The organism is Streptomyces sp. SID3212 (assembly GCF_009865405.1).
Taxonomy (GTDB): Bacteria; Actinomycetota; Actinomycetes; order Streptomycetales; family Streptomycetaceae; genus Streptomyces.
Genome location: NZ_WWJY01000170.1, coordinates 1 through 13,109, shown reverse-complemented (window position 1 = coordinate 13,109; position 13,109 = coordinate 1). Strand labels below are relative to the sequence as shown.

8 protein-coding genes are annotated in these 13,109 nt (G+C 72.0%); 7 read left to right on the top strand and 1 reads right to left on the bottom strand.

Annotated elements, in window-relative coordinates; genetic code table 11:
* Positions 1–162: 162 nt before the first annotated feature.
* Positions 163–2,955 (bottom strand): DEAD/DEAH box helicase, encoded by a 2,793-nt coding sequence (locus tag GT042_RS04930; RefSeq protein WP_237530480.1) that lies wholly within the window; start codon positions 2,953–2,955, stop codon positions 163–165.
* A gap of 79 nt (positions 2,956–3,034) precedes the next feature.
* Between GT042_RS04930 and GT042_RS04925 the strand changes: the two genes are divergently transcribed.
* The 7 genes from GT042_RS04925 to tmk form a co-directional block, all read left to right on the top strand.
* Positions 3,035–3,388, top strand: a complete 354-nt coding sequence (locus GT042_RS04925) for an STAS domain-containing protein (protein ID WP_003967428.1) — start codon at positions 3,035–3,037, stop codon at positions 3,386–3,388.
* Between the two features lie 103 nt (positions 3,389–3,491).
* Entirely contained in the window at positions 3,492–3,947 is a 456-nt protein-coding gene (locus GT042_RS04920) for an ATP-binding protein (protein ID WP_202532362.1), read from the top strand.
* A 265-nt stretch (positions 3,948–4,212) separates the two neighbouring features.
* Positions 4,213–4,803, top strand: a complete 591-nt coding sequence (locus GT042_RS04915; protein WP_161307461.1) for a small secreted protein — start codon at positions 4,213–4,215, stop codon at positions 4,801–4,803.
* A gap of 144 nt (positions 4,804–4,947) precedes the next feature.
* Positions 4,948–6,447, top strand: a complete 1,500-nt coding sequence (locus GT042_RS04910; protein WP_161307460.1) for a methyltransferase — start codon at positions 4,948–4,950, stop codon at positions 6,445–6,447.
* A gap of 132 nt (positions 6,448–6,579) precedes the next feature.
* Positions 6,580–6,777: a hypothetical protein gene (locus GT042_RS04905; protein WP_161307459.1), complete on the top strand. Its 198-nt coding sequence runs from the start codon at positions 6,580–6,582 to the stop codon at positions 6,775–6,777.
* A 424-nt stretch (positions 6,778–7,201) separates the two neighbouring features.
* Positions 7,202–10,048: a type I DNA topoisomerase gene (gene topA / locus GT042_RS04900; protein WP_161307458.1), complete on the top strand. Its 2,847-nt coding sequence runs from the start codon at positions 7,202–7,204 to the stop codon at positions 10,046–10,048.
* 218 nt (positions 10,049–10,266) lie between these two features.
* Positions 10,267–13,109 (top strand): dTMP kinase (gene tmk / locus GT042_RS04890; protein ID WP_237530479.1); only part of this gene is annotated, 2,843 nt, incomplete at its 3' end.

Below are 13,109 nucleotides of genomic sequence, written 5' to 3'. Positions count from 1 at the left end.
CCCTGGGCGCGGCCGGGCGGGCACTTCAGGGCCGGGCCGCCGCCTGCGACCGGGCGGCGGAGGTGGCGGCGGCCCAGGGGGCGGAGCTGGTGCGGTGTGTGCTGACGGGGGAGATCGCGGACGTGAGCGTACGGGCGCGGTTCGGCCCGTACGGCCCGGTGGTCAGGGCCCGGGCGGGACCACCGCTACCGGCGCCGGTCCCTGCTCGGGCCCGGGCGCGGGTCGAGGCTCGGGTTCCGGCCGGGACTCAGGTTCGGAGCTGGGACGGGGTCCGGGGTGGGGCTCAGCTTCGGACCGCGCGGGCGGCACGGTCACCGTGGGCGTCGCCGCCGACACCGTTGCCTCTGAAGCCTCTGAAGCCTCTGAAGCCTCTGAAGCCTCTGACGTCGGCGTCGGCGCGGGGGCGGGCTCCGGCTCCGGGATTCGCGTCGGCTCCGGCTGCGGGGCAGCTGTCGGCCGACCCGGGCTCGGGGGCTGTGTCCCGGGGGTGGGCACGGCCTCGGAGTCCGCCGGTGCGGCCTTGAGCAGTTCGGTGAGGAGGCGGACCGCGCCGCGCTTGTGCAGGGGCTCGTTGCCGTTGCCGCACTTCGGGGACTGGACGCAGGAGGGGCAGCCCGCCTCGCACTCGCAGGACGAGATCGCCTCACGGGTGGCCGTGAGCCATGCGCGGGCCGTGTGGAACGCGCGCTCGGCGAAGCCCGCGCCGCCGGGGTGGCCGTCGTACACGAAGACCGTCGGCAGCAGCGTGTCCGGGTGGAGCGGTACGGACACCCCGCCGATGTCCCAGCGGTCGCAGGTCGCGAAGAGCGGCAGCATCCCGATCGAGGCGTGCTCGGCGGCGTGCAGGGCACCGGCCAGCTGTTCCGGGTTGACCCGGGCGGCGTCGAGCTGGTCCTCGGTGACCGTCCACCAGACGGCCCGGGTACGCAGGGTGCGGGGCGGGAGGTCGAGCTTGCTCTCGCCGAGCACCTCGCCCGTGATGAGCCTGCGGCGCAGGAAGGAGACGACCTGGTTGGTGACCTCGACGGAGCCGTAGCAGAGGCGTCCCGCGCCCCAGGGGATCTCGGTGTCGGTCTCCAGGACGGAGATGGCGGTGGTGTCGCGGGCGGTCGTGGAGTACGGCGGGCTCGCCTCCTCGACCAGGGCGACCGAGTCCTCCAGGTCGAGCTGTTTCACCAGGTAGGTGCGGCCCTGGTGGAGGTGGACGGCGCCGTCGTGGACGGCGGCGTGCGAGGCGGGTTCGTCGACGGTGCCGAGCAGCCGGCCGGTGGCCGCCTCGACGATCTGGACGGGCCGGCCTCCCTCGCCCCGGATGTCGGCGAGATCGGCGGCGCGCTGCCTGCGGGTCCAGTACCAGCCGGACGCGCGCCGCCGCAGCAGCCCGGCGGACTCCAGCTGGGGGAGCAGCCCGGCGGCGGCCGGGCCGAAGAGCGGCAGGTCGGCCTCGGTGAGGGGCAGCTCCGCGGCGGCCGCGCACAGGTGGGGGGCGAGGACGTACGGGTTGTCCGGATCGAGGACGGTCGACTCGACGGGCTGCTGGAACAGCGCCTCGGGGTGGTGGACGAGGAAGGTGTCCAGCGGGTCGTCCCGTGCGACCAGGACGGCCAGCGCCCCCTGCCCGGCGCGGCCCGCCCGCCCCGCCTGCTGCCACAGCGAGGCGCGGGTGCCGGGGTAGCCGGCGATCAGGACGGCCTCCAGGCCGGACACGTCGATGCCGAGTTCCAGGGCGGTGGTGGCCGCGAGGCCGAGGAGTTCGCCGGAGTGCAGGGCCTTCTCCAGGGCGCGGCGTTCCTCGGGCAGGTAGCCGCCCCGGTAGGCGGCGACCCGGCGGACCAGGGAACGGTCGACCTGGGCCAGCCGTTCCTGGGCGATGACGGAGATGAGCTCGGCGCCGCGCCGGGAGCGTACGAACGCGACCGTACGGACGCCCTGGAGGGTGAGGTCGGTGAGGAGCTCGGCCGTCTCGGCGGTGGCGGTACGGCGGACGGGCGCGCCCTTCTCGCCGTGGAGCTCGGTGAGCGGGGGTTCCCAGAGGGCGAAGACCAGCTCGCCGCGCGGGGAGGCGTCGTCGGCGACCTCGTGGACGGGCAGGCCGGTGAGCCGTCCGGCGGCCAGGGCGGGCTGCGCGGCGGTGGCGGAGGCCAGCAGGAAGACGGGGTCCGCCCCGTAGCGGGCGCAGACACGGCGCAGCCGCCGCAGCACCTGGGCCACGTGCGAGCCGAAGACGCCCCGGTAGGTGTGGCACTCGTCGATCACGACATAGCGCAGGGAGCGCAGGAAGGAGGCCCAGCGGGGGTGGGACGGGAGTATCCCCCGGTGCAGCATGTCCGGATTGGTCAGGACGTAGTTGGCGTACTGCCTGACCCACTCGCGCTCCTCGACGGGCGTGTCCCCGTCGTAGACGGCGGGGCGTACGCGGGTGCCCAGCGGGGCGGCGAGTTCCTTGACGGAGCGGCGCTGGTCGGCGGCGAGGGCCTTCGTGGGAGCCAGGTACAGGGCGGTCGCGCCGCGCCCGTTGGGGGCCTCGGAGCCGTCCAGGAGGGTGCTCAGCACGGGAGCGAGGTAGGCGAGGGACTTGCCGGAGGCGGTGCCGGTGGCGATCACGACGGATTCGCCGTCCAGGGCGTGCTCGGCGGCGGTCGCCTGGTGGGCCCACGGATGATCGATTCCGGCCCGCTGGACCGCGTCGATCACCTCCGCGCGGATGCGATCAGGCCAGACCGCATGACGACCCGCCCTCGGGGGCAGGTGCTCCGTATGGGTGATGCGCGCAGCACGGCCCGCCCCCGCGGCGAGCCGGTCGAGGACCGTGCCGGGGGAGGGGCGGCTTTCCCCGCTCTCGGCGGGTCCTTGGGGGCGGTGATTCCTGGCCATCGGCATCGAGTGTGTCACTGGCATGACGGACAATGGTCCCAAGGCGTCGTGCATGGCTGCTGGTAAGTGATTGAATGCCATCGCGGCTGGCGATACGTCCCCTGGCTCCGTCGGGGAGACCCGAGGGGCGACCGCTCGATAGCAAGGTGCTGGAGGATCCGTGGACCTGTCTCTGTCGACTCGCAATGTGTCCGGCCCTGGTGGCGACCGTACGGTCGTCGAGGTCGGTGGCGAGATTGATGTGTATACCGCGCCCAAGCTGCGCGAGCAGTTGGTCGAGTTGGTGAACGACGGCAGCTACCACCTGGTTGTCGACATGGAAGGCGTGGACTTCCTGGACTCCACCGGTCTCGGCGTGCTCGTGGGCGGACTCAAGCGGGTGCGTGCGCATGAAGGCTCGCTGCGTCTGGTCTGCAACCAGGAGCGCATTCTCAAGATCTTCCGGATCACCGGTCTGACCAAGGTGTTCCCCATCCACACCACGGTCGACGAGGCCGTGGCGGCCACCGACTGAGGTCGGTCGCCACCTTCCGGAGGAAGGGCGGTGGGCTCCGGGCCGTGTGCCCGGGCGCCCGCGTCCTGTGAGTTTGCACGCTCGTACGTTCGAGGGGGATCGCATGGCCACCGTTGAACTCCGCTTCAGCGCCCAGCCCGAACATGTCAGGACGGCCCGTCTGGTGGCGGCCGCCGTGGCGCGCCGGGCCGGCGTCGATGAAGCTGTGTTGGACGAGGTCAGACTCGCGGTCGGTGAGGCATGCAGCCGGGCGGTCGGGCTGCATCGCAGTCACCACATCACCGCCCCGGTGAGGGTGGTCCTCATCGAGGAGGAGAAGACCTTCTCCATCGAGGTCGGCGACGAGGTGCCGAGCACGGGCAGCGTCGCCACCGAAGCCCCCGAGACGGGCGGCGGAGCGCCGGCCGGCGATCTCTACGACCATGACGCCGACGGTGAGGACGAGATGGGACTCGCCGTCATCAGCGGGCTCGTCGACGACGTCGAAGTCACCTCGGACGACGACGGTGGCGTCATCCGGATGACCTGGCCGACGGCCCATGCCGTGGCGCTGCCGTGAATTCCTGATTCCCTTCAAGACTGGCCCTGCCGTGCAGGGCTCTTCTTGTTCTACGGGGGCGTTGCCCCGCCGCGTCGGCCGTCGCCCGCTCCCCACGCCTCGCTCCTCGCGCCCCGCGCACAGAGGGGCGGCGAGGGTGAGGTGTCTCTCCCCTGCTGCTGGTGCAAATGGCTCCAATGCGTTATCAACCGGACGTCCGGCGCGCGGGTGTAGCCCACATGGCGTGTATGTTCCGGGGCCGAGAGCCTTGGAAGGGACCAAACCGGTGAACAAGAAGCTTGTGGCCGCGCTGTCCGGCGGTGCGGCACTGCTCATGGCGCTGACCGGCTGTAGCAGCGGCGACGACAGCGACAACAAGGTGAACGACTGGGCGAAGCAGGTCTGCGACCAGGTACAGCCACAGCTGAAGAAGATCGCGGACGCCAACGTCTCCATCCAGCAGGTCACCTCGGACAGCAGCAAGCCGGCCGACGTCCAGAAGACGGACTCGGCGGCCTTCCAGTCCATCTCGGACGCCTACAAGGCCCTGGGATCCGCCGTGAGCGGCGCGGGCGCCCCGCCCGTCAAGGACGGCGCGACGACCCAGCAGGAAGCCGTCAAGGAACTCAACGCCACCTCGGCCGCCTACGCGGGCCTCAAGCAGAAGGTCGACGCGCTCGACACCAAGGACCAGGCGAAGTTCGCCGACGGCCTCACCGGTGTCGCCGAGGAGCTCGACAAGCTCAGCAAGAGCGGTGACGACGCGCTCCAGAAGCTCCAGTCCGGCGAGGTCGGCAAGGCCATGGCGAAGCAGCCCGGCTGCCAGAAGCCGTCCCCGTCCGCCTCGGACGCCGCGAGCCCGTCCGCGGCCTCGTAACCCTGTCCGCACCCTGTCCGCGGACCGACGACCCCGTCCGCACGCTCGTCACCGCGGGGAGGACTCGCGACACCGCGGCCCGCCGCGCCCCTTCCGGGCGGCGGGCCGCGGGCCGTTGTCAGTGACAACCGCCACAATGGAGAGGTGAGTACGACCAGCCTTCCCTCGCCCGACCACTCGTCCCGACTCCGTGAGGTCCTCCTCGCCGCGGACTTCACCGCCGACGGTCTGCTCGACCTGCTCGGCGCCCCGGCCTACACCGCGCTCGCCCGCAGCGAGACCGTGCCCGCCCTGCGTGCCACCGAGGGCCACACCGCGCTCGAATCGCTCGTACGGCTCTTCCTGCTCCAGCGGCCCGTCGCCCGGGAGCACGCGGAGCGCGCACTGGCGCTGCCCGAGGCGCTGGCCGGGGGCTGGATCACCGAGGACGGGGACGAGATCCGCGCCACGGTCGACGTACGGCCGTACGGCGGCCCCGAGGGGCAGGACTGGTTCATCGTCTCCGACCTGGGCTGCGCCGTCGGCGGTGCCGGAGGCGTCGGGGACCACGACGAAGGGGTCGTGCTCGGCGTCGGCGGGGCCTCGACGACCTTGGCCGGAATCACCGTACGGACCCCGGTGGAGAGCGCCCTCGACCTCGGCACGGGCTCCGGCATCCAGGCGCTGCACGCGACCCGGCACGCCACACGCGTGACGGCCACCGACCTCAATCCGCGCGCCCTCGCCTTCACCCGTCTCACCCTGGCGCTCTCCGGGGCGCCCGAGGCCGACCTGCGCCAGGGGTCCCTGTTCGAGCCGGTCGCGGACGAGACGTACGACCTCATCGTGTCGAATCCGCCCTTCGTCATCTCGCCCGGCGCCCGGCTCACCTACCGGGACGGCGGCATGGCCGGCGACGACCTGTGCCGGACGCTGGTGTCGCAGGCGGGGGACCGGCTGAACCGGGGTGGGTACGCGCAGTTTCTCGCCAACTGGGAGCACGTGGAGGGGGAGGAGTGGCAGGAGCGGCTGCGCTCCTGGGTGCCGCGCGGCTGCGACGCGTGGATCGTCCAGCGGGAGGTCCAGGACGTCACGCAGTACGCGGAGTTGTGGCTGCGCGACGGCGGCGACCACCGGAGCGAGCCCGAGGCGTACGCGGCGCGGTACGGGGCGTGGCTGGACGAGTTCGAGTCCCGTGGGACCAAGGCGGTCGGCTTCGGCTGGATCACGCTCAGGAAGTCCGGCGCCGAGCAGCCGTCGGTCGTCGCGGAGGAGTGGCCGCACTCGGTGGAGCAGCCGCTCGGCGACGCCGTACAGGCGCACTTCGAACGGCAGGACTATCTGCGGGAGCACGACGACGCGGCGCTGCTCGCCGACCACTTCGTGCTGGCGACCGAGGTCGTCCAGGAGCAGGTCGGGCTGCCGGGCGCGGAGGATCCCGAGCACGTGGTGTTGCGCCAGCACCGGGGGATGCGGCGGGCCACGAAGGTCGACACGGTCGGGGCGGGCTTCGCCGGGGTCTGTGACGGCACGCTGAGCGCCGGGCGGATCCTGGACGCCATCGCGCAGGTCATGGGCGAGGACCCGGTGCTGCTCCGGGACCGTACGCCGCAGTCGATCCGGCTCCTGGTGGAGGAGGGCTTCCTGGAACCGGCTTCCGGGTGAACCCGCGCGTGGCGTTCACCCGAAATTCGTACTCCTGACGTCCCGGGCTGCCAGCCTCGGGCTCCTGGGTCGCGGCGCGCCGGAACGGGCGCGGGTAGCGGCCGGGTACGACGGAGTGAACGGGGTGCGGGCATGGAGAGCGGGCCGGCGATCTTCGCGGGGACGGCCTTCGCGCTGTTCGGCGCCGCGCTGCTGCTGTGGACCGGGGTACGGGTCCTGCACCGCGCGCCGGTGGCCCACGGGGTCGGGGCGGCGGCCTCCATCACACTCGCGACACTCTCGGGCGTGGCCTTCCTCGCACTCGGCGTCTGGTGCTTCGGTCGCATCTGAGCCCTGCGTCGCCCTGCGCCCGAGTTCCTCTCCGGTCGCCGATCCGAGCCTCGCTTTCCGATCCGGGACCGGAATCTTCCGTCCATGATCGGCAAGCTCCTCCGCACCGGGCCCCGCACCCGCCGGACCTGCGCGGGACCCTCTCCGTACCCCCGGCGCACGACCCCCCTCCCGGCCCGCCCCGGAACCACCGGGGAAGCGGTCCGACGCGACGGGCCCGGGGGTCCGGGCGGCAGGAATGCCCGGAGTCGGGTTACCGTTCGAGTGGCCGTTGCGGTCTTTTGCCGTTTGACACGGGGGCGGGTTGTACCGTCACACTCCGCAGCGAAGCAGCGTCACCGCTGGGCCGTACCGGTCCCGCCGTGCCGTTCTGCCGTACTGGCGTACGGGCCCACCGAGTGTCGATCCGGAGAGAAGAGCGAAGTTGTCCCCGACCAGCGAAGCCGCACACGGCGGCCGCCGACTCGTCATCGTCGAGTCGCCTGCCAAGGCGAAGACGATCAAGGGCTACCTCGGCCCCGGCTATGTCGTCGAGGCGAGCGTCGGGCACATCCGCGACCTCCCGAACGGTGCCGCCGAGGTGCCCGAGAAGTACACGGGCGAGGTACGGCGTCTCGGTGTGGACGTGGACAACGACTTCCAGCCGATCTACGTCGTCAACACCGACAAGAAGGCCCAGGTCAGAAAGCTCAAGGAGCTGCTGGCCGAGTCCGACGAGCTCTACCTCGCCACGGATGAGGACCGCGAGGGCGAAGCCATCGCGTGGCACCTCCAGGAAGTCCTCAAGCCCAAGGTCCCCGTCCACCGGATGGTCTTCCACGAGATCACCAAGGACGCGATCAGGGCCGCCGTCGCCAACCCGCGCGAGCTGAACACGCGCATGGTCGACGCCCAGGAGACCCGCCGGATCCTCGACCGGCTGTACGGCTACGAGGTCTCGCCGGTCCTGTGGAAGAAGGTCATGCGGGGCCTGTCCGCCGGCCGCGTGCAGTCCGTCGCCACCCGCCTCGTCGTCGAGCGCGAACGCGAGCGCATCGCCTTCCGCTCCGCCGAGTACTGGGACCTGACCGGCACGTTCTCCACCGGCCGCGCCGGTGACGCCTCCGACCCGTCCTCGCTGATCGCCCGGCTCAACGCGGTCGACGGCAAGCGGGTCGCCCAGGGCCGTGACTTCGGTTCCGACGGCCGTATCAAGTCCGAGCAGACGCTCCACCTGGACGAGGCGAACGCGCGCGCCCTGGCCGCCGCGCTGGAGAACGCCTCGTTCTCGGTACGGTCCGTCGAGTCGAAGCCGTACCGCCGCTCCCCGTACGCCCCCTTCCGTACGACGACACTCCAGCAGGAGGCCTCGCGCAAGCTGGGCTTCGGGGCCAAGTCCACGATGCAGGTCGCGCAGAAGCTGTACGAGAACGGCTTCATCACCTATATGCGTACGGACTCCACGACGCTCTCCGACACCGCGATCTCGGCGGCCCGCGCGCAGGTCACGCAGCTCTACGGGGCGAACTACCTGCCCGACAAGCCGCGCACGTACGCCGGCAAGGTCAAGAACGCGCAGGAGGCGCACGAGGCGATCCGGCCCTCGGGTGATCGTTTCCGCACCCCCGCCGAGACGGGTCTGTCCGGCGACCAGTTCCGCCTCTACGAGCTGATCTGGAAGCGGACCGTCGCCTCCCAGATGAAGGACGCGGTCGGCAACAGCGTGACCGTCAAGATCGTCGGCTCCGCCTCCGACGGCCGCGAGGCGGAGTTCTCCGCGTCCGGCAAGACGATCACCTTCCACGGCTTCATGAAGGCGTACGTCGAAGGCGCGGACGACCCGAACGCCGAGCTGGACGACCGCGAGCGCCGGCTGCCGCAGGTCGCCGAGGGCGACGCGCTCTCCGCCGAGGAGCTGACGGTCGACGGCCACGCCACCAAGCCCCCGGCGCGCTACACCGAGGCGTCGCTGGTCAAGGAGCTGGAGGAGCGCGAGATCGGCCGCCCGTCCACGTACGCCTCGATCATCGGGACGATTCTCGACCGCGGTTACGTGTTCAAGAAGGGCACGGCGCTCGTCCCGTCCTTCCTCTCCTTCGCCGTGGTCAACCTGCTGGAGACGCACTTCGGCCGGCTGGTCGACTACGACTTCACGGCCCGCATGGAGGACGACCTCGACCGCATCGCGCGGGGCGAGGCGCACTCCGTGCCGTGGCTCAAGCGCTTCTACTTCGGCGAGGGCGGGGACGGCGAGGACGTCGGCGCCGCCTCGGCCGCGGGCAACGGCGACGGGGACCACCTCGGCGGCCTCAAGGAACTGGTCACGGACCTCGGCGCGATCGACGCCCGGGAGATCTCCTCGTTCCCCGTCGGCGACGGCATCATGCTGCGTGTCGGCCGGTACGGGCCGTACGTGGAGCGCGGCGAGAAGGACGAGGAGGGCCACCAGCGCGCCGACGTGCCGGAGGAGATGGCTCCGGACGAGCTGACGGTCGAGTACGCGGAGGAGCTGCTGGCCAAGCCGAGCGGCGACTTCGAGCTGGGCGCGGACCCGGTGACGGGGAACCAGATCGTGGCGAAGGACGGGCGGTACGGCCCGTACGTCACCGAGATCCTCCCCGAGAACACGCCGAAGACGGGCAAGAACGCCGTCAAGCCGCGTACCGCCTCCCTCTTCAAGTCGATGTCCTTGGACACGGTCACCATCGACGACGCCCTCAAGCTGATGTCGCTGCCGCGTGTGGTGGGGACGGACGCCGAGGGGGTCGAGATCACGGCACAGAACGGCCGGTACGGCCCGTATCTCAAGAAGGGCACCGATTCACGGTCCTTGGAGACCGAGAACCAGCTCTTCGACATCACGCTCGACGAGGCGCTGGCGATCTACGCGCAGCCGAAGCAGCGGGGGCGGGCCGCGGCCAAGCCGCCGCTCAAGGAGCTGGGCACGGACCCGGTGAGCGAGCGGCCCGTGGTGGTGAAGGACGGTCGCTTCGGTCCGTACGTCACCGACGGCGAGACGAACGCGACCCTGCGGACGGACGACAGCGTCGAGGCGATCACCCCGGAGCGGGGTTACGAACTGCTCGCGGAGAAGCGCGCCAAGTCGCCGGCGAAGAAGACGGCGAAGAAGGCTCCCGCGAAGCGGGCTCCGGCCAAGAAGGCGACGACGGCGAAGAAGGCCGTCGCGAAGAAGACCACGGCGACGGCCGCCAAGAAGACGACGGCGAAGAAGACGAGCGCGACGAAAAAGTCAACGGCTTCGGCGTCGAGGTCGGCCAAGTCGGACGAGTAACAGTGGCCGACGAAGACTGACGGAGTAAGAGCGGCGGACGAAGACGAGTAAGAGCGGCCGACAAAGACGAGTATGAGCGGCCGGTGCGGGTGAGAGCGGCCGGAAAAGCGGACGAATGGGCGGGTCGGGGCGGGCAACCGGGCGGTAATCACCACGCCGGGACCACCCGCTCCGCACCGGCCGCACGGACTGTCACCGGCTGCGGATAGGCTGGGCGGATGACGCGAGCCGAGCAGCCAACGGTCGTGAGCGCCACCTCCGACTCCGACGCACTTGCCGCAGACTCACGAGAGCGCGCCGTACGCTCACTGCTGCGCCTCCCACCGCTGCGGCGGCTGTGGGGCGCCCAGCTCATCGGCGGTGTGGGCGACGCGCTCGCCGTTCTCGTGCTTCTGCTGCTGTCGTTGCAAGCAGCCATCTCCGAGGGCTCGTTCGGCGCGGGATACCGGGGCGCGGCGTTCGCCGTCGCGGCGGTGTTCGGGGCGCGGGTCGTGGCCACGGTGCTGTTCGGGGCGGTGCTTCTGGGACCGCTGACGGCGTTGGTGACTCCTGGTTCCGGCACCCGTCCTAGGACGACTGCCGGTACGGATTCCGGTGCTCCTGGTGCTTCCGGTCCTTCCGGTACTTCCGGTACGGGGGAGAGCGGCGGGGCCGGTGCCTCGGCCGTCGGGGCCGACGGCCGTCTCCCGCGCGGCACCACCTCCGGCAAGCGCGCCAAGCCGCGCAAGCCGCCGCGGGAGGGCGGGCCGCTCGACCGCCGCTGGACGATGATCGGCGCGGACGTCGTACGCCTCGCGCTCCTGATCATCGCCCCGCTGTGGATCGACTGGACCCCCGACCGCGCCCTGCCCATCCTGCTCAGCACGGTCTTCGTGGCCGGGGTCGCCGAGCGTTTCTGGACGGTCGCCAAGGAGAGCGCGGCTCCCGCCCTGCTCCCGGCGCCTCCGTTGGAGGGCGCGGCGGTCCGTCCGCTGCCCGACCACTTCGACGCCCTGCACCGCCTCTCGCTGCGTACGGCGTTCCTCGCCGTGCCTGCGGCGGCGGCCGTGCTGCTCGTGGCCACACTGATCGGCAATCTGCTCGGTACGGGCATCGACTGGTTCTCGCTCCACCAGGCGGCCCTTGGGTCGTACGTGGCGGCGGGGCTCTTCGCCGCCTCCGTGTCGACGCTCTACTTCATCGAGCTGCCCGACGGGCGTACGCCCCGGCCGCGCTCGCCGCTGGAGGGGCTGCGCCGGCCCTCGGCCTCCGTTTCGGGTCAGGGGTCCGGCGGGTCCGGTTCCGGCGCGGGCAAGGGGCGTACGGGCGGCGTGCCGCTGTTCGTCCTGGCCTGCTCCGCCGTGGCCGGTGCCATCGCGGCCGCCGTGTCCGTGTCCGTCCTGCACGCGAAGGACCTCGGCGGAGGGCCCGTCGCGTTCGCGCTTCTCGTCCTCTTCCTGACCGGGGGCACCGGGCTCGGCATCCGGGGCGCGGCCAAGGTGCTGCCCTCCCTGTCCCGCCGCCGCCTGCTCCCGCTGGCCATCGCGCTCACCGGCATCGCGCTGCTCGCCATGGGACTCGTACCGGACACGGCGACCGTACTGTTCCTCGCGCTGTTCACCGGCTTCGCCGCCGGAGTCGCGGCGAACACCGGACACACGCTGATCGACCTGGAGACCGAGGAATCGCTCCGTACGCGCGTGACCGGGCATCTCCACGCGGTCGTACGGCTCTTCGTGGCGGCCGGAGTGGTGATCGCGCCCCTGCTCGCCGCCGCCATCGGCCCGCACCGCCTCGCCAACGAGGACTTCGTCTTCGCGCACGGCGGCGCCGCCTTCACGCTCATGCTGGTCGGCGCACTGCTGCTGCCCGTCGCGGCGGTCGTCCTCGCCAAGACCGACGACCGCGCCGGGGTGCCGCTGCGCAGGGACCTGCGGGACGCGGTGCGGGGCGGCGCCGACCCGGCGCAGGCCCCGGCCGCGTCGGGCTTCTTCCTCGCGGTGGAGGGCGGTGACGGCTCCGGCAAGTCCACGCAGGTGGAGGCGTTGGCGGAGTGGATCCGCGGCAAGGGACACGAAGTGGTCGTCACCCGCGAGCCGGGCGCCACGCCGGTCGGCAAGCGGCTGCGTTCGATCCTGCTGGACGTGTCGAGCGCCGGGCTGTCGAACCGCGCGGAGGCGCTGCTGTACGCGGCCGACCGCGCCGAGCACGTCGATTCGGTCGTCCGTCCCGCCCTGGAGCGCGGTGCGATCGTCATCTCGGACCGCTACATCGACTCGTCCGTGGCGTACCAGGGCGCGGGCCGCGACCTCTCGCCGACCGAGATCGCGCGGATCTCGCGCTGGGCGACGGACGGTCTCGTACCGCACCTGACGGTGCTGCTCGACGTCTCCCCGGAGACGGCGCGCGAGCGCTTCACGGAGGCGCCGGACCGACTGGAGTCGGAGCCCGCGGAGTTCCACCAGCGGGTACGGTCCGGCTTCCTGACGCTCGCGGCGGCCGACCCCGCCCGGTACCTCGTCGTGGACGCGGGCCAGGAACCGGCGGCCGTCACCACGGTCGTACGGCACCGGCTCGACCAGATGCTGCCGCTGTCCGAGGCCGAGGTGAAGGCCAGGGAGGACGCGCGGAAGGCCGCCATCGAGGAGGCCAGGCGCCGGGCCGAGGAAGAGGCGGCGCGCAAGGCGGAGGAGGAGCGGCTGGAGCGCGAGCGCCAGGCGCAGCTGGCCAAGCTCCGTGCCGAGGAGGAGGAGCGCAAGCGCCGCGAGCTGGAGGAGGCGCGGCAGCGCGAGGCCGAACGGCAGGCGGAGGAGGCCAGGCAGCGCGCCGAGGAGGAGCGCCGGCTGGCCGAGGAGGAGCGCAGGCGCCGGGAGGCCGAGCAGCAGGCCCACGAGGCGGAGCAGGCGCGTCTCAGGAGGCAGGCCGAGGACGAGGCCAGGCTCCGCGCCGAGGCCGAGGAGCGGCGCCGGGAGAAGCAGCGCAAGGCGGAGGAGGCGCTGCTGAGGGCCGAGGAGGCGCGGCGGCTCGCGGAGGAGTCCGCGGCTGCGGCTGCGGCGGCTTCGGCCAGGGCGGCGCAGGAGGA

Excerpts from the sequence above, each read along its gene's own strand:
- GT042_RS04930 (WP_237530480.1), bottom strand. The coding sequence starts at position 2,955 with ATGGCATTCAATCACTTACCAGCAGCCATGCACGACGCCTTGGGACCA.
- GT042_RS04920 (WP_202532362.1), top strand. The coding sequence starts at position 3,492 with ATGGCCACCGTTGAACTCCGCTTCAGCGCCCAGCCCGAACATGTCAGG.
- GT042_RS04905 (WP_161307459.1), top strand. The coding sequence starts at position 6,580 with ATGGAGAGCGGGCCGGCGATCTTCGCGGGGACGGCCTTCGCGCTGTTC.